The sequence below is a fragment of the Dactylosporangium sp. NPDC051485 genome, assembly GCF_040682015.1.
Classification (GTDB): Bacteria; Actinomycetota; Actinomycetes; order Mycobacteriales; family Micromonosporaceae; genus Dactylosporangium.
In genome coordinates this window covers 1-18,408 of sequence record NZ_JBFAZW010000161.1, presented here as the reverse complement: position 1 = coordinate 18,408, position 18,408 = coordinate 1, and the positions used below count along the sequence as shown (strand labels likewise).

Genomic DNA, 18,408 nt, shown 5'->3' with positions numbered 1-18,408 from the left:
CGCAACCCGGCTGTACACCGCCGACCCCGTCACCCCCGGCTTCGGATACGACACGGCGTTGGGCAACACGTCCTCCAGCCGAGGGCCCCGGCGAGGCGGTCGACCGTGGCCTGCGGTACCTCGGCGGGAACCCTGGCGGGCGAGGACACCAGTGGATGCAGGTCGGCCACCGCGTCGGTGACGTCGCCGCCCAGCCGCAGCAGCGCGGCCTGCCGGGCGGCCACCGCGCGCTCCAGCGCGGCGCGCAGCTGGCCCTGGCCGGGCTGGCCCTTGGCCGAGGTGGCGAACGCGGGCACGCCGGTCAGGCCGTCGGCGTCGAGCAGCCGGCGCAGGTCGGTCACGACCCGCTCGGCGTCGGTCCGGACCAGCCGGTCGGCCTGGTTGAGCACGACCACGGTCACGTCACGGTGGCGCTGGAACTGGGCGAGGTAGCGCTGGTGCACCACGCGGTCGGCGTACTTCTGCGGGTCGAGCACCCACACCACGAGGTCCACCAGGCGCAGGAGCCGGTCGACCTCGACCCGGTGCTGCTCCTCGACCGAGTCGAAGTCGGGCAGGTCGAGCAGGACCAGGCCGCGCAGGGCGGCCTCGTCGTTGCCGTCCAGCGCGCTCTCCCGGGTGAAGCGCCGGTTGGGCGGCACGCCGAGCCAGTCCAGCAGCGGGGTGGCCCCGGCCTGGCCCCAGACGCAGGCGTGCGCGACGCCGGTGGTGGGGCGGCGCACCCCGACCCGGGACAGCTGGAAGCCGGAGATGGCGTTGAACAGGCTGGACTTGCCGCTGCCGGTGGCCCCGGCCAGGGCCACCACCGTGTGCGCGCGGGACAGGGCGAGCCGCTCGCCGGACCGGTCGATCACCGTGCGCGCGGCGACCAGCCGGTCCTCGGGCACGTGCCCCTCGGCGGCCCGCACGAACCGCTGGAGCCCTTCTACCCGCGTGACGAGGTCGTCCACGTCGACCCTCGTGGCCTGACGCGGTACCACCTGCTGCTTGATCTTTTCGACCAGGCTCATTGATCAACCTCGGACCGCGCGTGGTGAATGGTGACACTCAGCGCCCGCAGGCGGGGCGACAGTTCCTCGTCGACGCCGGCTCCTTCCAGCGCGCTGCGGAAGCGGCCGGCCTCCTCGTCGAAGAGATCCGCGACGCGCTCCTCGAGGTCCCGGCGGGCCCGGTCGGCCAGCGAGCGCACCGCCTGGTCGCCGAAGATCGCCTCGAGGACCTTCTGCGCCGCGATCGTGGTGCCGCCGGCCACCACCACCTCGGCCCCGGTCGGGATGAAGGCGGTGGTCGCGAAGACGCTGATCATGACCAGCAGGCCGGTCGCGTTGACCGCGTAGGCGCTGGCCTTGGCGATCACCCGCTTGTCGCCGGCCTCCCGGCGGACCAGGTCGAGCACCGAGCGCTGCCAGTCGCGGATGAGCCGGTCGATGCGGGCGCCAAGGTCGGCCGACGGGCGGACCAGCTCGGGCGCGGTCTCCAGCAGGGCGGCCCCGGCGGGGTGGGACCGCCAGGCGCTGCCGGCCCGCTCGGCGGCGTCGGTGGCCGCCCCTTCTAGCAGCACCCCGAGCCCGGAGCCGAGCGCCTCCTTGAACTGCTCACCCGGGGCGGGCCGACCGGTGAGGGCGGCCACCGCCCGGTCGCGCAGCTTGCCGACCCGGGCCTGCAGGGCGCGCATGATGTCGCCGGTGCCGACCAGCTCCTGCCAGCGGGCCAGCACTTCGCCGCGCAGCAGTGCGCCGTCGTGGATGCCGTGGTCGACCGTTTCGGTGGCCACCCGGTAGGAGGTGTGCACCGCCTCGCCGAGCGCGTTGGCCGCCGCGACCTGGTCCTCGGCCGCCGCGGCGAGAATGACCACGTCGACGGTGAGCGCGTCGATGGCGCCGCCGACGGTCTGGCGCACCACGGCGGCCCGGGCCTCGGCGTCGCGGGCCAGCCGGCCCAGCCAGTCCTGCAGCTGGCCGATCTGCGCCTCGGCGAGCAGGCCCTGGCTGTCCAGGCGGGTCTCCGGCAGGACGAACAGGGGCACCCCGCCGAGGTCGTGCTCGCGCAGCATCTGGGTCAGGTGCGGGCCGATCTCGTCGACCGCGCCGTCGCCGGGCACCCGGTCGAGCACGAGCGCGACGGCGGTCCCGCGGTTGCGGGCGGTGCGCAGCATGCCCCAGGGCACGGCGTCGGCGTACCGGGCGGCGGTGGTGACGAACAACCAGAGGTCGGCCGCGGCCAGCAGCTGCCCGGCCAGCTGCCGGTTGGCGTCGACCACGGAGTCGATGTCGGGCGCGTCGAGCAGGGCCAGGCCCGGGCTCAGCGCCGGGGCGGAGACGACCTGCAGCGAGCGCGGGTCGCCGCTCGGGCCGGACGTGCGGGTCAGCGTGGGCAGCAGGTTGGCCCGGGAGAACCACGACATGTCGGCCGGGTGGCAGACCAGGACGGGGGCGCGGGTCGTCGGGCGCAGCACCCCGGCCGGGCTGACCGGCGTGCGGATCAGGCTGTTGACCAGGGTGGACTTGCCGGCGCCGGTGGAGCCGCCGACGACCACGAGCAGCGGGGCGTCCAGCCGTTCCAGCCGCGGCAGCAGGTAGTCGTCGAGCTGGGCGACCATGCCGGAGGCGACGGTGGCCGCCCGCTCGGCGCTGGGCAGCGGAAGCGTGAACCGGGTCGCCTTCACGTCGTCGCGGAGGCGGACGAGGACCTCCGCGAGCGGCTCCTTCTGGCCATCCGCGGGGCTCGGGCATGCTGGACGAACGGTGGACGGTCCATCCGCCGAAGGGGTTACGACCGTCGACCGGACGGCTGCCGACTCGCCCTGAGTGGTCACGCGTAAAGCGTGCCCGATGCGGCCCTCCAGCGCTACGCCATGCGCGTGACCATCGATGCAACCGAGCGCGAACCTACCCGGGAATCACCCGGGCGCCCGTAAGGTTGCGTCAGCCGGGCTCAAGGTTCCACTTGACGATCGTGAGTCTCGTGGCACTATTGAGTGACAGTCACTCAACTTCGCAGCCGGCGGCCCGCCGCCGACTGCCGCATGGAGGTCAAGCAGCTATGGCACGTGCGGTCGGCATCGACCTCGGAACCACCAACTCGGTGGTCAGTGTCCTGGAGGGCGGCGAGCCCAGCGTCATCGCCAACGCCGAAGGTGCGCGCACGACGCCCTCGATCGTCGCCTTCGCCCGCAACGGCGAGGTCCTCGTCGGTGAGGTCGCCAAGCGGCAGGCCGTCACCAACCCGGACCGAACCATCCGCTCCGTCAAGCGCGAGATGGGCACCAACTGGGCCATCGACATCGACGGCAAGAAGTACACCCCGCAGGAGATCTCCGCGCGGGTGCTCATGAAGCTCAAGCGCGACGCCGAGGCCTACCTCGGCGAGCAGATCACCGACGCGGTCATCACCGTGCCGGCATACTTCAACGACGCGCAGCGCACCGCCACCAAGGAGGCCGGCGAGATCGCCGGGTTCAACGTCCTGCGCATCGTCAACGAGCCCACCGCCGCCGCGCTCGCGTACGGCCTGGACAAGGGCTCCAAGGAGCAGACCGTCCTGGTCTTCGACCTCGGCGGCGGCACCTTCGACGTGTCCGTCCTGGAGCTCGCCGAGGGCGTCGTGGAGGTCAAGTCGACCTCCGGCGACAACCACCTCGGTGGCGACGACTGGGACGAGCGCGTCATCGACCACCTGGTCAAGACCTTCCGCGGCCAGCACGGCATCGACCTGTCGGCCGACAAGATGGCAATGCAGCGGCTGCGCGAGGCGGCCGAGAAGGCCAAGATCGAGCTGTCCGCGGCCACCACGACCTCGATCAACCTGCCGTACATCACCGCCGGCCCCGACGGCCCGCTGCACCTGGACACCCAGCTGTCGCGCTCGGAGTTCCAGCGGATGACGCAGGACCTGCTGGACCGCACCAAGGTGCCGTTCGAGCAGGCGATCAAGGACGCCGGCATCAACGTGTCCAGGCTCGACCACGTCATCCTGGTCGGCGGCTCGACCCGCATGCCGGCCGTGACCGACCTGGTCAAGCAGCTCACCGGCAAGGATCCCAACAAGGGCGTCAACCCGGACGAGGTCGTCGCCGTCGGCGCCGCCCTGCAGGCCGGCGTGCTCAAGGGCGAGGTCAAGGACGTCCTGCTGCTCGATGTCACCCCGCTGTCGCTGGGCATCGAGACCAAGGGCGGCATCATGCACAAGCTGGTCGAGCGCAACACGACCATCCCGACCAAGCGCTCCGAGGTCTACACCACCGCGGACGACAACCAGCCCTCCGTGCTCATCCAGGTCTTCCAGGGCGAGCGGGAGATGGCGGCGTACAACAAGCGCCTCGGCACCTTCGAGCTGACCGGCATCGCGCCGGCCCCGCGTGGCGTGCCGCAGATCGAGGTCACCTTCGACATCGACGCCAACGGCATCGTGCACGTGTCCGCGAAGGACCTGGGCACGGGCAAGGAGCAGTCGATGACGATCACCGGCGGCTCGGCGCTGCCGAAGGACGACATCGAGCGGATGATGCGCGACGCGCAGGACCACGCCGACGAGGACAAGCGCCGCCGCGAGGAGGCCGAGACCCGCAACCTGGCCGAGGCCCTGCAGTGGCAGACCGAGAAGTTCCTGGCCGAGAGCGGTGACAAGATCCCGGCCGACGCCAAGGAGCAGATGAACGAGGCGCTGGGTGACCTGCGCAGCGCGCTCGGCGGCAACGACAGCGAGCGGATCAAGGCGGCGCACGAGAAGCTCGCCCAGGTCTCCCAGCAGGCCGGCAGCGCGCTCTACGAGCAGCAGCGGCAGCAGGCGGCCGGCGACGCGAGCGGCGCCACCGGCGGCGCGGGCAGCACCGGCGCCAAGGCCGGCAACGGCCCGGACGACGTCGTCGACGCCGAGATCATCGACGAGGACAACAAGAAGTGACGGATGCTCAAGAGCCGGCCGCGCCGGAGGCGACTGCAGCCGAGGCGGACGCGGTCGAGGAGACCGTGACGACCGAGGTCCCTTCGGAGCCGGAAGAAGAGAAGAAGCCGGTGGAGGGCGAGATCGTGGACGAGGAGTTCACGGTGCACGCCCCTCCCGCCGACGCCCCGAACCAGGCGGCGGCGCAGGGCACGACCGACGACGCGCACCAGCACGGGCTGGGCGCGGAGCTGGCGGCCCTGCGCACCGAGCTCGACGAGCGCACGCGGGACGTGCAGCGGGTCTCCGCGGAGTACGCCAACTACCGCAAGCGGGTCGACCGCGACCGGGCGTTGGTGGTCGAGCAGGCCAGCGCCAACGTGCTGGGCGCGCTGCTGCCCATCCTCGACGACCTCGACCGGGCCCGTGACCACGGCGACCTGGTCGGGCCGTTCGGGGCGGTGGCGGATCAGCTCACCACGGCGCTGACGAAGTTCGGACTGACCGTTTTCGGGGCCAAGGGCGACCCGTTCGACCCGACCCGCCACGAGGCGGTGGCCCACCTGACCTCGGCCGAGGTGACCGAGCCGACCTGCATCGACGTGATGCGGCGCGGCTACCTCCTCGGCGAACGGCTACTGCGACCGGCGCTGGTCGCAGTAGCCGACCCGGAGTAGACGAACGCCTGGAGGAGGTGGCGCAATGAGTTCGAAGGACTGGTTGGAAAAGGATTTCTACGCGGTTCTGGGCGTCACCAAATCCGCTCCCACCGACGAGATCAAGAAGGCGTACCGGAAGCTCGCGCGCGAGCTGCACCCCGACCGCAACCCCAACAACGCGGCGGCCGAGGAGCAGTTCAAGGCGGTGTCGGAGGCGTATGACGTGCTCTCCGACCCGGCGCGGCGCAAAGAGTACGACGAGATGCGGTCGCTGTTCGGCGCGGGCCAGTTCCGCCGCAACGCCCGGGCCGGCGGCCCGGCGGGCGCGGGCGGGCCCGGGTTCGACTTCACCGACCTGTTCGGCAACAACGCCGGGGCGGGCGGGCCCGGCCCGTCCGCCGGCGGCGATCGCCGCTTCGGCGGGGCCGGCTTCTCGGACCTCTTCAGCTCGATCTTCTCGGGCGGCGGGAGCGGCGGCCCGGCGACGGCCGGGCGCCGCAGCCGCGGGCGCGACGTCGAGACCGAGGTCGTGCTCAACTTCGCCGACGCGGTGCAGGGTGCGACGCTGCCGATCACCCTGCGCACGCCGGGCACCTGCGAGACCTGCCACGGCAACGGGGCCGCCCCGGGCACGTCCCCGCGGACCTGCCCCAAGTGCCGCGGCCTGGGCGTGGTGAGCAGCAACCAGGGCTCGTTCAGCTTCACCGAGCCCTGCCGGGAGTGCCAGGGCGTGGGCACGCTCGTCGACGAGAAGTGCCCGGAGTGCCACGGCACCGGCGGGGTCACCAAGACCCGCACGATCAACGTGCGGATCCCCGCCGGCGTCTCCGACGGCCAGCGCATCCGGCTGGCCGGCCGGGGCGAGCCGGGCACCCGGGGCGGGTCACCCGGCGATCTGTTCGTGCTCATCAAGGTCCGGCCCGACCTGGTCTTCGGCCGGAGCGGCGACGACCTGACGCTGACGGTGCCGGTGACGTTCGCGGAGGCGGCCCTCGGCGCCGACCTGCGCGTGCCGACCCTCGACGCGGCCGTGACGCTGCGGGTGCCCCCGGGCACGCCGAGCGGGCGGACGCTGCGGGTGCGCGGCAAGGGCGTCGCCCGGCGCGACGGCAACGTCGGCGACCTTCTGGTCACCATCGACGTTCACGTGCCGGCCGAGCTGTCCGAGGCGGCCCGCAAGGCCCTGTCCGACTATGCGGCCGCGGCGCCGCCCGCTCCTCGCGAGCGGCTCGACGCGATCGCACGGGAGCGCAGCAGCTATGAACATTGACCACGGCAGGAATGACGACGGCGCGAACGAGCGCGAGATCTTCCTCAGCTTCGAGGCGGTCTCCGACGCCAAGGTGCTGATCATCTCCATCGCGGCCCGGCAGGCCGGGATGCACCCGCAGACCCTGCGGCAGTACGACCGCATGGGCCTGGTGCAGCCCGGCCGGACCTCCGGCGGCGGGCGCCGCTACAGCGAGCGCGACGTGGCGCTGCTGCGGGAGGTGCAGCGGCTGAGCCAGGAGGAGGGCGTCAACCTCGCCGGCATCAAGCGGATCATCGAGCTCGAGGGCATGGTCAGCGATCTTCGCCAGCGGGTCGCGGATCTCGAGGACGAGCTGGTCCGCACGCGCACGCGGCTGGCCCACATCGAGTCCCAGGGCTTCCCGCGCCGCGATGTGGTACCGCTGAGCCAGCACCAGACGGCCCTGGTCGTGTGGCGCCCGTCGAAGAACGCGTAGGCCGACGTTTGGCCCCGCGCGGCGATGGGCAATCCGATTGACGGGAATGGTGCGGTGCGTTCCGGAGGCTGACCGGGATGCCCGCGCAGGGTGTGGTCACATCTGAGGGGCGCTCCGGCGACGGGGCGCTCCTCAGATGTTTTTGGGCCCCCTTGCCACGGCCCCTCCATGGGGTGTAGTACATTAGTTCGAGCCCGCCATCGAACGCCTGTTCGGTAGTTTTCGATGGCGCCTTATAGGGCTTTCTTGCGTGCACCCTAGAAAGCCGTAGACGTTCCACGACGACACGCCGTAGAGGTTCCTCTACGCGGTTCTAGCCTGCGCGCTAGAAAGCCCGATACTGTGCGATTCGTGGACCCGGTTCGCAATCCCTACGCGCCCGGCGCCGGTCAGCGCCCGCCCGAGCTCGCCGGACGGGACCGCGAGCTGCACGCCTTCGACGTGGTGCTGGAGCGGATCGCCCGGGGCCGGCCCGAGCGCTCGCTGATGCTCACCGGCCTGCGCGGCGTGGGCAAGACCGTGCTGCTCAACACCCTGCGCTCCGAGGCCATCTCGCGCCTGTGGGGCACCGGCAAGATCGAGGCCCGGCCCGACCAATCGCTGCGCCGCCCGGTCTCGGCCGCCCTGCACATGGCCATCCGCGAGCTGGCCCCGCACCACCGCGCCCCCGACCGCATCGACGAGTTCCTGGGCGTGCTGAAGGCCTTCGCGCTGCGCGAGGACCCGCGCAAGCCCCCGTCAAAGCTGCGCGACCGGTGGCAGCCCGGCATCGACGTGCCCGCCGCGACCGGCCGGGCCGACTCCGGCGACATCGAGATCGACCTGGTCGAGCTCTTCACCGACGCCGCCAGCGTGGCCACGGACGTGGGCACGGGCGTGGCGCTCTTCATCGACGAGCTGCAGGACCTCGCGGCCGACGACATCTCCGCCCTCTGCGCCGCCTGCCACGAGCTGTCGCAGACCGGCGCCCCGCTGATCGTGGTCGGCGCCGGCCTGCCGCACGTGCCCGCGCTGCTGTCGGCCTCGAAGTCCTACTCCGAGCGGCTCTTCCGCTATCAGCGCATCGACCGCCTCGACCGGATCGCGGCCGACCTGGCGCTCACCGCGCCGGCCGAGCGCGAGGAGGTCGAGTACGAGCCCAAGGCCCTCGACGCCCTCTACGAGGCGTCCGGCGGCTACCCGTACTTCGTGCAGGCCTACGGCAAGGCCACCTGGGACCACGCCCCGCGCTCCCCGATCACCGCCGCCGACGTCCGGGTCGCCTCCCCGGAGGCCGAGGCGGAGCTGGCGGTGGGCTTCTTCGGCTCGCGCTACGAGCGGGCCACCCCGGCCGAGCGCGAGTACATGCGCACGATGGCCGCCATGCTCCCCGCCGTGGACGTGTCGGAGGCGGTCGCGACCTCGGAGATCGCCCGCGCCCTGGGCCGCCGCCCGGCCAGCCTGTCCCCGGCCCGCGACGCGCTCATCAAGAAGGGGCTCATCTACTCGGGCGAGCGGGGCACGGTCGCCTTCACCGTCCCCCACTTCGCCCGCTACCTGCGCACCCAGCCCGCCGAGTAGGGCCCGCGCCCGCATCGAGGCCGGCGGGCGCGCCCGCGAGGCGCGCCGCGGCCTGCGGCCTTCAGGTGCGCTGCCTGCCCCACCGCCAGCGGACGCGCCCGCGAGGTGCGCCGCATGCCCTCACCGCCGGCGGGTGCGCCCGCGAGGTGCGCCGCGGCCGCGCCTCAGGTGCGCTGCCTGCCCCCGCCGCCGGCGGGCGCGCCTGCGAGGTGCGTTGCAGCCGGCGGACTCAGGCGCGCTGCCTGCCCTCGCCCGCGGCGCGCTCCATGACGGTGCGCAGGTCGCGGCGCTCGATCGCGGCCGCCATCAGCTCCGGGAACACGTCGGGCGTGCAGGCGAAGGCGGGCACCCCGAGGGCCGCCAGCGACGCCGCGTTCTCCCGGTCGTAGTCCGGCGCGCCCTCGTCCGAGAGCGCCAGCAGCGTGATCACCTGCACCCCGGCCGCCGTCATCGCCGCCACCCGGCGCAGCATCTCCTCCCGCACCCCGCCCTCGTAGAGGTCGCTGATCAGCACGAAGATCGTGTCCCGGGGCCGGGTGATGAGCTGCTGGCCGTAGGCGATCGCCCGGTTGATGTCCGTGCCGCCGCCCAGCTGGGTCCCGAACAGCACGTCCACCGGGTCGGCCAGCCGATCGGTCAGGTCCACCACCGCCGTGTCGAACACGACCAGCGACGTCCTCAGCGACCGCATCGAGGCCAGCACCGCCGCGAACACCCCGGAGTACACGACCGACGCCGCCATCGACCCCGACTGGTCCACGCACAGCACGATGTCGCGCTGCACGGCCTGGGCCCGCCGCCCGTACCCCACCAGCCGCTCCGGCACGACCGTGCGCTGCTGCGCCTGGTAGTGCTTGAGGTTGGCCCGGATCGTCCGGTGCCAGTCGATGTCGTGGTGCCGCGGCCGGTTGATCCGCGCCGCCCGGTTGAGCGCCCCGCTCAGCGCGGTCCGGGTCGGCTGCGCGATGCGCCGCTCGAGCTCGGCCACCACCTTGGCCACCACCTTGCGCGCGGCCCGCTTGCTCTTGTCCGGCATGACCCGGTTGAGCGACAGCAGCGTCCCGACCAGGTGCACGTCGGGCTCGACCGCGTCCAGCATCTCGGGCTCGAGCAGCAGCCGGGTCAGGTTGAGCCGCTCGATCGCGTCGGCCTGCATCACCTGCACGACCGTCGACGGGAAGTACTGCCGGATGTCCCCCAGCCACCGAGCCACCCGCGGCGCCGACGCCCCGAGCCCCGCCCCGCGCGGCCCGCCCCCGCCCTCGCCGCCCCCGTCGTACAGCGCCCCGAGCGCGGCGTCCACCGCCGCGTCGGTCCCACTCAGCCCGTACCCGGTGCCCTCGGCCCCCGGCGCGCCGCCCAGCGCCAGCCGCCACCGCCGCAGCCGCTCGTCGCCGTCGTCCAGCTGCTCAGACATGCAGTTCCCTCCCCAGCAGGCGGGCGACGACCGGGAGTAGCAGCGCGCCCCGGGCCGGGTCCACGTCCTCGTCCGGGCCGGTGCCCGGGTGGCCGGTGCCGATGTGCGCCGCGCGCTCCCCGATCATCCGGCGCTGCGGGGCCGGATACCCGCTGAAGGTGCGGCGCAGCAACGGCAGCACCTCCAGGAAGGCCTCGGCCGGTATGCCCGTCAGCCAGGCGTCGACCAGGGCCAGGAGCCGCTCGTCGTGGACCAGCAACAGGCCGTCGCCGGCCAGGAAGCCCTCGATCCAGGCGGCGCTGCGGGCCACCGGCACGCCGACGGTGAGCACCAGCGCCATCCGGGCGCCGATCTCCTCGGCCCCGACCGCGCCGGCGTCCAGCAGCAGGCGGTTCATCCGGCCGGTGAGCAGGCCGTGCAGGTCGTCGCGGGTGGACAGCCCGGCCAGCACGGCCTGCCAGCGGTCCTGGGCCTCGGCGTCCTCGACCAGCGCGAGCGCCGCCTGCACGCCGTCGATCCGGTCGCGCATCACCGCAGCCGCCGAGTCGTCGAGGCCGCCGACCGCCGCCGGCAGGCCCACGCAGATCCGGGTGATCATCCCGAAGGTCACGTCGCGCAGCGCGGACAGGTCGGTGCCGCGCACGTCGCCGTACCGCAGCGTGCGCGCCAGCGCCGGCAGCGCGTCCATCAGGTGCGCCACGTCGGCGTCCAGCGCCATCCGCTCGTCGAGCGCGTCGAGCACCCCGGGCAGCGCGTCCGGCAGGTCGGCGAGCAGGCACCGCTCCACCAGCGCGGTCACGTCGGCCAGCGTCGCCGCCGCCGCGGCCTGCTCGGCGACGCGGGCGGTGGCCGCCTCGAGGACCGTCGTACCGTACGCCCCGGCCTCGACCAGATCCACCGCGAACTCCGGCTGCCAGGCGATCTCCCACTCCTCGCGGAACGTGCCCTTGCCCTTCGACGCCGCGAGCACCTTGCCCCACTCCACGCCGAGCAGCCGGAGCCGGTGCAGCAGCCGGCTGCGCTCCAGGTCGAACGGCTGGCGCAGGTCCAGCCGCAGCTCCCGGCGCTCGACCCGGGGCGGCAGCCGCAGCCGCCGCTGGCTGCCGGCCACGTCCCTGGCGATCGGCACCCCGGGCGTGCGGTCGGGCACCCGGCCGAGGCGGTCGCCCACCACGAGCCGCCGGTTGATCAGCGCCAGCCGCAGGTCGTCGCCGTCGCACAGCACCGCGTGGGCCGCGTCGGTGACCTCGGCCAACCCGGCCAGCGGCCGCCCCCGCATCGTGGCCAGCGCCTCGGCCAGCCGGGTCGCCTCGATCACGTGGGCGCTCGACACCGGCACGCCGTCCTTGCGCAGCACCCCGGCCGCCCGCACCAGCCACCGCTCGATCACGTGCGCATCCACGGAGGTGAACAGGTGGTGGTACCAGCCGGGCGAGCGGACCCCCGCGCCGTACCCCTGCCAGGACGCCAGCCGCGCGTGCGTCCACGGCACCCAGGTCATCGCCACCTTGACCTTCGGCAGGCCGCGCACCACCGCCGCGTCGGCCGAGGCGCTGGGCAGCGGGGCGGACAGCGCCGGCACGTGCCAGGCCCCGCAGACCACCGCCACCCGCTCGAACTCCTTCAGCGCGGCCCGCAGGCCGATCCGCATGTAGGCCTCGCGCCGGTCCTCGTCGACCCGCTCCGCCTCGGGCGGCCGCGGCGCGCTGCCCCGCACGACGGTCATCGCCTCGGCAATGGCCTCGAACGGCCCGGATGCCGCCCGCAGCTCCTCCTCGTCGATGTCGACCTCGGGCGCGAACAGCCCCACGCCCCCCATGCCGGAAAAGTCGGATCCGGCGGCGGCTGTGGTGGCCTCGGCGGGGCGCGACGGGTGGTTGAGCCGGTGCTCGACGACGTCCTCCCACCAGCGCTCGGGGTCGTCGTACCCCGCCGCCTCGGCCAGCGCCCCGATCGGGTCGATGCGGAACCCGTCCTCCCCCTCCGCGGCCCCGGGCGGGGGCGGCGGCGCGGCCAGCCGGACGGCGGCCGGCATGTCGATGAAGCGGACCGGCACCTCCCGCGCGACCGCCCACCGGATCGCCTGCCACTCCGGCGAGAACTCGGCCAGCGGCCAGAACGACGCCCGCAGCTTCGGGTCGGGGTTGTCCGCCGGATAGGCCAGCAGCGCGACCGGGGCCCGCATGTCCTCGTCGCCGGCGAAGGGCACCAGCGGGTCGGCCTCGGGCGGGCCCTCGATCAGCACGACGTCGGGCTGGAAGGCGGCCAGCGCGCGGCGTACCGCACGAGCCGACCCCGGCCCGTGATGCCGGATGCCGAGCAGCAGGGGCCGGTCACTCGCCACGGCGGGCCGCTCGGTAGAAGTCCCGCCAGCCCTCGCGCTCGCGGATGACGGTCTCCAGGTACTCCTGCCACACGACCTGATCGGAGACCGGGTCCTTGACCACGGCGCCGAGGATGCCCGCGGCCACGTCGCCGGCCCGCAGGACGCCGTCGCCGAAATGGGCGGCCAGCGCCATGCCGTTGGTGACGACCGAGATGGCCTCCGCGGTGGAGAGGGTCCCGCTGGGCGACTTGAGCTTCGTGCGCCCGTCCTCGGTGACGCCGTTGCGCAGCTCGCGGAAGACGGTGACGACGCGCCGGATCTCCTCGGCCGCGGGCGGCAGCTCGGGCAGTTCCAGCGCCTTGCCCAGCGCGGCGACCCGCCGGGCGACGATGTCGACCTCCTCCTCGACGCCCGAAGGCACGGGCAGCACCACCGTGTTGAACCGGCGGCGAAGCGCGGAGGACAGCTCGTTGACCCCGCGGTCGCGGTCGTTGGCGGTGGCGATGACGTTGAAGCCCTTGCGCGCCTGGACCTCCTCGCCGAGCTCCGGCACCGGCAGGGTCTTCTCCGACAGGATCGTGATCAGGGTGTCCTGCACGTCGGAGGGCACCCGGGTGAGCTCCTCGATCCGGGCGATCCGCCCGTCGGCCATGGCCCGCAGCACCGGGCTGGGCACGAGCGCGGCGCGCGTCGGCCCCTCGGCGAGGAGGCGGGCATAGTTCCAGCCGTAGCGGATCGCCTCCTCCGGCGTGCCCGCGGTGCCCTGCACGAGCAGGGTCGAGTCGCCGCTGATGGCGGCCGCGAGGTGCTCGGACACCCAGGTCTTGGCCGTGCCGGGCACCCCCAGCAGCAGCAGCGCCCGGTCGGTGGCCAGCGTGGCGACCGCGACCTCGATGAGGCGGCGCGGCCCGACGTACTTCGGCACGATCACGGTCCCGTCCGCCGCCTCCCCGCCGAGCAGATACGTGACGACCGCCGCCGGCGAGAGCCGCCACCCGGGCGGCCGCGGCCGCTCGTCCCCGGCCGCGAGCGCCACGAGCTCCGCGGCGAACTCGTCCTCGGCGTGCCGCCGCTGCACCGTCTCGGCGACGGGCGCCCCGTCGACGTGGGCGACTGTGACATCGACTGTGGTCACGCGAGCTCCTCGAGCATGTCGTGGCGGAATCGGAGGGTGTCGGCGAAACGGCCGACGATGTTGGACATCGGGTCGTCGGAGGGCAGGCCGGCGGCCAGCGCCGTGGCGCGGGCGGCGGCGCCGGCCGGCAGCCGCAGGGCGGCCAGCTCGCACAGCCCGGCCAGGCGCCAGCCCGCGGAGCGGCGCCCACCCAGGTCGTCCAGCGCCCCGAAGACCGCCTCGACCAGGGCGGATGGCCACGGGCGCGGGCACAGCTCCAGCACGTGCTCCACGCCGACGGCGGCGGCACCGGCCAGGCCGCGGCGCAGGACCTGCACGGCGATGCCGGCCAGGGCGTCGGAGGGCAGCGCGTCGTAGAGGGCCTCGAGCAGCAGCCGGTCGTCGGGGCGCCCGCCGGCGGCGACCTCCTCGGTCAGGCGGCCGGTGAGCGCGGCGGCCCACTCCTGGTCGCGCTGGCCGGCCGCGGCCCGGGCCAGGCCGCGGCGCAGGACCGCGGCCCACTCGTCGGTCACCGGCCGGGACAGGAACTCCTCCGGGTCGCCCCACACCCGCAGCGGCGTGCGGGTCAGCAGCTCCTCGAGCCACCAGGCGCGCTCGCCGACGCCGGCCGGCGGCCGGGGGGCGAGGCCGTCGCGGCGCATGCCCTTGTCGCAGGCGACGGGCGGGACCACCTGGATGCGGCCGCCGGCGATGCGCACGCAGGCGGTGGTGCGCTCGGTCATGCGCCGGGCGTACGCGCTGCCGGGCAGCAGCGCGAGCAGGTCGAGGGCGGCGAGGCGAACCTCCTTGCGCCGGTCGTCCAGCGCGGTCTCCAGCAGCGGCTCGTCGTCCGGGGACAGGCCGGTGGCCAGGGCGCCGAGCAGCGCCGCCCGGTCGTCGGGGGTCTCCGTCGCCCACACCTCGGCGAGCATGTCGCGGCCCCGCTGCTGGCCCTGCGGCCCGCCGCGGCGCACGGCGGTGAGGATGCCGACCCGCCGGCCGATCGAGCCCAGCTCCCAGCCCTGCCGGTCGTCGGCGGGCGCCTCGACCACGCCCGCGCCGAGGTACCCCCACTCGGGCCGCTGCCGGGCCAGCCACTCGGCCCGGGACCCGCCGGCGGCCGCGACGAAGGGCCGCAGCGCGCGGTGCCGCCGGCCGACCTCGAGCAGGGCCGGCAGCAGCTCGCCGGGCACCCGCCGGCCGCCGACCGCGCCGAGCCACTCGGCGAGCAGCTCCAGCCGCCCGTCGGCGTCGCGGACCGGGACGGCGTTGCTGGTGCCGTATCCGACCGCGTCGACCGCCAGCAGGTCCGCCGCCCGGGCCGCGGCCGCCCAGCTGACCAGCGGGATCGCGGAGTCGTCGGGGGCCGGCTCGGGCACGTCCAGCCCGGCGCGGGCCCGCAACCCCGCCCGCCGGTACAGCGTCAGCGCCCCGGCCGCGTCCAGCAGCGCCTCGGCCGGGTCCTCGCCGGGCGCACCCACCCCGGCCGGCAGCGTCCGCCGCTGCGTGCCGACGAGCGCCGTGGCCAGCACGTCGCCCCAGTCGGGAAGCTCGCCCGCCATCAGCACCCCACCGATCTCTCGAACCCCATCGCCCATTGAGCCCGGCGGACAAGCCGACCGGCCGTCCACCCCGCCCGAAGCGCCGCGCCACCGCCCAGGCCGGCCGGTCCCGCCCGGCCGCACGGCGAAACGCGGTCCGGGCACGGCAGTGCGCCAACCGCGGTCATCAGAGACGCACCAGCCGGTCGTCGGACCAGACGCCCAGAGGTCGCAGGCCAGCCGCGGACCACTCCCCGGTCACGGTGGCGAACCGGCCGCCCGTGACCGCGACCAGCCGCCACGGCTCGCCCGCCGCCGGATCGAGGGGCAGTGCGGCCCCGGACGCGTCGGCGAGCGCCCAGCCGTTGCCGTCCCGGACCGGGCAGACGGCGTCGAGGGCCATCGGCCAGAAGTCCAGCCAGGGGTCGGCGGCGAGGGCCTCGGCGTGGGCGCGCAGGTTGGCCTCGATGCCCGCGCCGCCGGCGACGGCGTGCATGCGCTCGGGCGGGGCGTGGCGGCGGGCGATGAGGGCACGGGCCGGCTGGCCGCCGGGGTAGAGGCAGACGTCGGCGTCGAGCTCGGTGCCGGGGAGCAGATCGACCGGCAACGCCTGGCCGGCGACGGCGAACGACAGGATGATCAGCGGGCGATGGGAGCCGGCGCCGCGCAGCCAGGCCCGGCGAACGGTGAGCTGGTCCTCGATCTCGTCCCGCACGCCGTGGACCTGCCAGCGGTCGCGGACGGGCGGGCCGGCGAGCACGGCCTCGGTGGCGATGGGGACGCCGACGCGCATGCGGACGCTGGCGGCGAGCTCCTCGGGCAGGTCGGCGAGGCGCCGGTAGCCGCCGACGAGCAGGTGCAGCCGGGCCAGCTCGCCGAGCAGGCGCTCGGGGGAGTCCATGACGGCGGTGGTCCGGCGCAGGATGCCGGCGGCGCTGGCGGCCTGGGCGTCGACCAGCCGGGCGATCATGTTGTCCCAGGCGGCGGCGTCTCGGCCGGCCCCGGCCAGCCCGGCGCGGGCCTGGTCGGCCAGCCAGCGGTCCAGCTCCTCGAGCCCGCCGGCGATCCGGTCAGCCCGCCGGGCCTGGGCCTTCTCGCTGGGTGCGGACCGGCTCGCCGTGCTCGTGCCGGGGTTTCGGTTTTCCTCGGGCGGCGGCGCGACGGCGGCGGCGCGATTGGCGCGCGCGGCCCTCGAGGCCTGCCAGGCGCTCGCCCACGAGGGCGCGACGGCCTCGGGCACCGCACCGGACGACCACCGCAGCAGCAGGCCGAGCGCGTGCTTGCAGGGCGACTTCCGGCTGGGGCAGGTGCACTTGAAGGCCGGCCCGGTGAGGTCGACCGCGGTCTGGTACGGCATCGAGTCGCTGCCCTGGCACAGCCCCCACAGGGTCGGGTCGATGTCCTCGCCGGCGCTCAACCCGGTCTCCAGCCAGGCCCGGTCGCCGGTGAGCCCGCGCGCCGCCCGCTGCGCGGACGAGTCGGGTGCCAGCGCCATCACCTGGTCGGTGGTCCAGACCGTGGTGACCGTCGTTGTTTCGGCCATGCTGCTAACCGTAGTGAGGGGGTACGACATTTCGCGGCTGGGTATGTTCCCGCCATGAGACCCGTACGCACCGTCGCCCGCTCGCTGCTCGCCACGATCTTCGTGGTTCAGGGCTGGGCCTCGTTCCGCGCGCCGGCGAAGCTGGCCGACCGGGCCCGCCCGGTCACCGACCGGCTGGAGCCGGCAATCCGCGCGGTGCATCCGAGCCTGCCCACCGACGCCGAGACGCTCGTGCGGGTGAACGGCGCGGCGCAGGTGCTCGGCGGCGTGCTGCTCGCGACCGGACGCGCGTCGCGGCCGGCAGCGCTGCTGCTGGCCGGATCGCTGGTGCCGACGACGCTGGCCGGGCACGCGTTCTGGTCGGTCGAGGACCCCCAGCAGCGCGCACTGCAGCGGATCCAGTTCATGAAGAACATGGGCCTGGTGGGCGGGCTGCTCCTGGCCGCGGTCGACCGCGAGGGCCGCCCCGACCTGCGCTGGCGGGCCGGCCACGCGGCCAAGACGCTCCGGCGGGCCCGCAAGCACCTCAGGGACAGTTCACCCATTCCTCTTCGCCATCGGTGAACACCTGACGCTTCCACACCGGCAGCCGGGCCTTGACCTCGTCGACCAGCCGGGCGCAGAGCGCGAAGGCCTCGGCGCGGTGCGCGGTGGAGACCGCGGCGGCCAGCGCCACGTCGCCGATCTCCAGGCGGCCGACGCGGTGCGACACGGCGAGCCCGTGCACGGCCGGGTCGGCGGCGATCTCGGCGGCCACCTCGGCGAGCACGTCGGCCGCGCTCGGGTGCCCCTCGTACTCGAGCTCCACCACGCCCCGCCCGCCGTCGTGGTCGCGTACGACCCCGGCGAAGGAGACGACCGCGCCGGCCGCGCGGTCCTCGACTGCCTGCTCGTGCGCCCGGACGTCCAGCGGTTCGGTGGTGACCGCGGTCCTGATCACGAGTGCTCCCCGTCCAGCAGCGGCACGATCTGGGCGACCGTGCCCTCCCGCCCCTCGGCGCCGGGCGGGATCACCGCGAAGCCGGCCGACTTGGCCAGGCCGCGCAGCATCGCCGAGCCGACGTGCGCGACCGGCAGGGCCCGCCCATCGGCCAGCGTGACCAGCGCCAGGTGCGTGTAGTCGCCGCGGCCGGGCACGTCGGCGCCGAGGGTCACGGTGCCCAGCGCCGGCAGCGGGCGCCCGGCGAGGCCGGCGAGCAGGGGCAGTACCAGGGAAACCAGGGCGACGAACGTGGACTGCGGGTTGCCGGGCAACCCGGCCACGAACTGACCGCCGGGCAGGCGCGCCACGAGCATCGGGAAGCCGGGGCGCACGGCAACGGTGTTGACGACGTACTGCGCGCCGAGCTCGGCCAGCGCGGGGTGCAGGTGGTCGACCGGGCCGTGCATGGTGCCGCCGGTCGTGCAGATGAGCTGGGCGCCGGCGTCGATCGCGCCGCGCAGGGCGGCGACGTGGTCCTCGAGCGTGTCGGCGACGGGGCCGCGCTCGTGCACGACCTGCGCGCCGGCCCGGCGCAGCCAGCCGGGCAGGGACGGGCCGAGGGCGTCGCGGACCCGGCCGGCGCCGGGCGGGGCGGCGGGGGGCCGCACGTGGCCGGAGACCAGCGGGGCGGCCCGGGGGGCCGGGGGGCACCGCAGCG

The 18,408-nt window shown here is 74.6% G+C and carries 15 protein-coding genes; 6 read left to right on the top strand and 9 right to left on the bottom strand.

The window, feature by feature from the left end; translation table 11 throughout:
- Positions 1-29: 29 nt before the first annotated feature.
- Positions 30-1,010, bottom strand: coding sequence for a GTPase (locus AB0M46_RS47590; protein ID WP_363347631.1), 981 nt, complete (start codon positions 1,008-1,010; stop codon positions 30-32).
- Positions 1,007-2,665 carry an ABC transporter gene (locus AB0M46_RS47585; protein ID WP_363347633.1) on the bottom strand — a complete coding sequence of 553 codons (1,659 nt, stop codon included), beginning with the start codon at positions 2,663-2,665 and terminating at the stop codon, positions 1,007-1,009. The genes AB0M46_RS47590 and AB0M46_RS47585 overlap by 4 nt, the downstream gene beginning before the upstream one ends.
- Positions 2,666-3,042: 377 nt before the next feature.
- Here AB0M46_RS47585 and dnaK point away from each other — a divergent pair, with 377 nt between their 5' ends.
- From dnaK to AB0M46_RS47560, 5 genes are all read left to right on the top strand, one after another.
- The gene (dnaK, locus tag AB0M46_RS47580; RefSeq protein WP_363347629.1) at positions 3,043-4,902 is read left to right on the top strand and encodes a molecular chaperone DnaK; all 1,860 of its coding nucleotides are present in this window, start codon (positions 3,043-3,045) and stop codon (positions 4,900-4,902) included.
- Positions 4,899-5,558, top strand: a complete 660-nt coding sequence (gene grpE, locus AB0M46_RS47575; protein WP_363347627.1) for a nucleotide exchange factor GrpE — start codon at positions 4,899-4,901, stop codon at positions 5,556-5,558. The genes dnaK and grpE overlap by 4 nt, the downstream gene beginning before the upstream one ends.
- 25 nt (positions 5,559-5,583) lie before the next feature.
- Entirely contained in the window at positions 5,584-6,810 is a 1,227-nt protein-coding gene (gene dnaJ / locus AB0M46_RS47570) for a molecular chaperone DnaJ (RefSeq protein WP_363347625.1), read from the top strand.
- Entirely contained in the window at positions 6,800-7,267 is a 468-nt protein-coding gene (locus AB0M46_RS47565) for a helix-turn-helix transcriptional regulator (protein WP_363347623.1), read from the top strand. Before dnaJ ends, AB0M46_RS47565 begins: the two co-directional genes overlap by 11 nt.
- A gap of 351 nt (positions 7,268-7,618) precedes the next feature.
- Positions 7,619-8,827 carry an ATP-binding protein gene (locus AB0M46_RS47560; protein ID WP_363347621.1) on the top strand — a complete coding sequence of 403 codons (1,209 nt, stop codon included), beginning with the start codon at positions 7,619-7,621 and terminating at the stop codon, positions 8,825-8,827.
- Positions 8,828-9,056: 229 nt separating this feature from the next.
- On the opposite strand, the gene AB0M46_RS47555 is transcribed toward AB0M46_RS47560, so the two are convergent.
- The 5 genes from AB0M46_RS47555 to AB0M46_RS47535 form a co-directional block, all read right to left on the bottom strand.
- Entirely contained in the window at positions 9,057-10,244 is a 1,188-nt protein-coding gene (locus AB0M46_RS47555; protein WP_363347619.1) for a VWA domain-containing protein, read from the bottom strand.
- A complete protein-coding gene (locus AB0M46_RS47550) occupies positions 10,237-12,588 on the bottom strand; it encodes a DUF5682 family protein (RefSeq protein WP_363347617.1) in 2,352 nt (783 codons plus the stop codon). The genes AB0M46_RS47555 and AB0M46_RS47550 overlap by 8 nt, the downstream gene beginning before the upstream one ends.
- The gene (locus AB0M46_RS47545) at positions 12,578-13,705 is read right to left on the bottom strand and encodes an AAA family ATPase (protein WP_363347615.1); all 1,128 of its coding nucleotides are present in this window, start codon (positions 13,703-13,705) and stop codon (positions 12,578-12,580) included. The genes AB0M46_RS47550 and AB0M46_RS47545 overlap by 11 nt, the downstream gene beginning before the upstream one ends.
- Positions 13,702-15,246, bottom strand: a complete 1,545-nt coding sequence (locus tag AB0M46_RS47540; protein ID WP_363347613.1) for a DUF5691 domain-containing protein — start codon at positions 15,244-15,246, stop codon at positions 13,702-13,704. The genes AB0M46_RS47545 and AB0M46_RS47540 overlap by 4 nt, the downstream gene beginning before the upstream one ends.
- 166 nt (positions 15,247-15,412) lie before the next feature.
- Entirely contained in the window at positions 15,413-16,768 is a 1,356-nt protein-coding gene (locus AB0M46_RS47535; protein ID WP_363347611.1) for an SWIM zinc finger family protein, read from the bottom strand.
- A 54-nt stretch (positions 16,769-16,822) separates the two neighbouring features.
- Here AB0M46_RS47535 and AB0M46_RS47530 point away from each other — a divergent pair, with 54 nt between their 5' ends.
- Entirely contained in the window at positions 16,823-17,332 is a 510-nt protein-coding gene (locus AB0M46_RS47530) for a DoxX family protein (protein ID WP_363347609.1), read from the top strand.
- Here the strand turns inward: AB0M46_RS47530 and AB0M46_RS47525 are convergent.
- The gene (locus AB0M46_RS47525) at positions 17,295-17,708 is read right to left on the bottom strand and encodes a molybdenum cofactor biosynthesis protein MoaE (protein WP_363347607.1); all 414 of its coding nucleotides are present in this window, start codon (positions 17,706-17,708) and stop codon (positions 17,295-17,297) included. The two genes, AB0M46_RS47530 and AB0M46_RS47525, sit on opposite strands and share 38 nt — an antisense overlap.
- Positions 17,705-18,408 (bottom strand): molybdopterin-binding protein (locus AB0M46_RS47520; RefSeq protein ID WP_363347605.1); only part of this gene is annotated, 704 nt, incomplete at its 5' end. The genes AB0M46_RS47525 and AB0M46_RS47520, both read right to left, overlap by 4 nt.

Excerpts from the sequence above, each read along its gene's own strand:
- dnaJ (WP_363347625.1), top strand. The coding sequence starts at position 5,584 with ATGAGTTCGAAGGACTGGTTGGAAAAGGATTTCTACGCGGTTCTGGGC.
- AB0M46_RS47530 (WP_363347609.1), top strand. The coding sequence starts at position 16,823 with ATGAGACCCGTACGCACCGTCGCCCGCTCGCTGCTCGCCACGATCTTC.
- AB0M46_RS47565 (WP_363347623.1), top strand. The coding sequence starts at position 6,800 with ATGAACATTGACCACGGCAGGAATGACGACGGCGCGAACGAGCGCGAG.
- AB0M46_RS47590 (WP_363347631.1), bottom strand. The coding sequence starts at position 1,010 with ATGAGCCTGGTCGAAAAGATCAAGCAGCAGGTGGTACCGCGTCAGGCC.
- AB0M46_RS47555 (WP_363347619.1), bottom strand. The coding sequence starts at position 10,244 with ATGTCTGAGCAGCTGGACGACGGCGACGAGCGGCTGCGGCGGTGGCGG.
- AB0M46_RS47540 (WP_363347613.1), bottom strand. The coding sequence starts at position 15,246 with ATGGCGGGCGAGCTTCCCGACTGGGGCGACGTGCTGGCCACGGCGCTC.
- dnaK (WP_363347629.1), top strand. The coding sequence starts at position 3,043 with ATGGCACGTGCGGTCGGCATCGACCTCGGAACCACCAACTCGGTGGTC.
- AB0M46_RS47535 (WP_363347611.1), bottom strand. The coding sequence starts at position 16,768 with ATGGCCGAAACAACGACGGTCACCACGGTCTGGACCACCGACCAGGTG.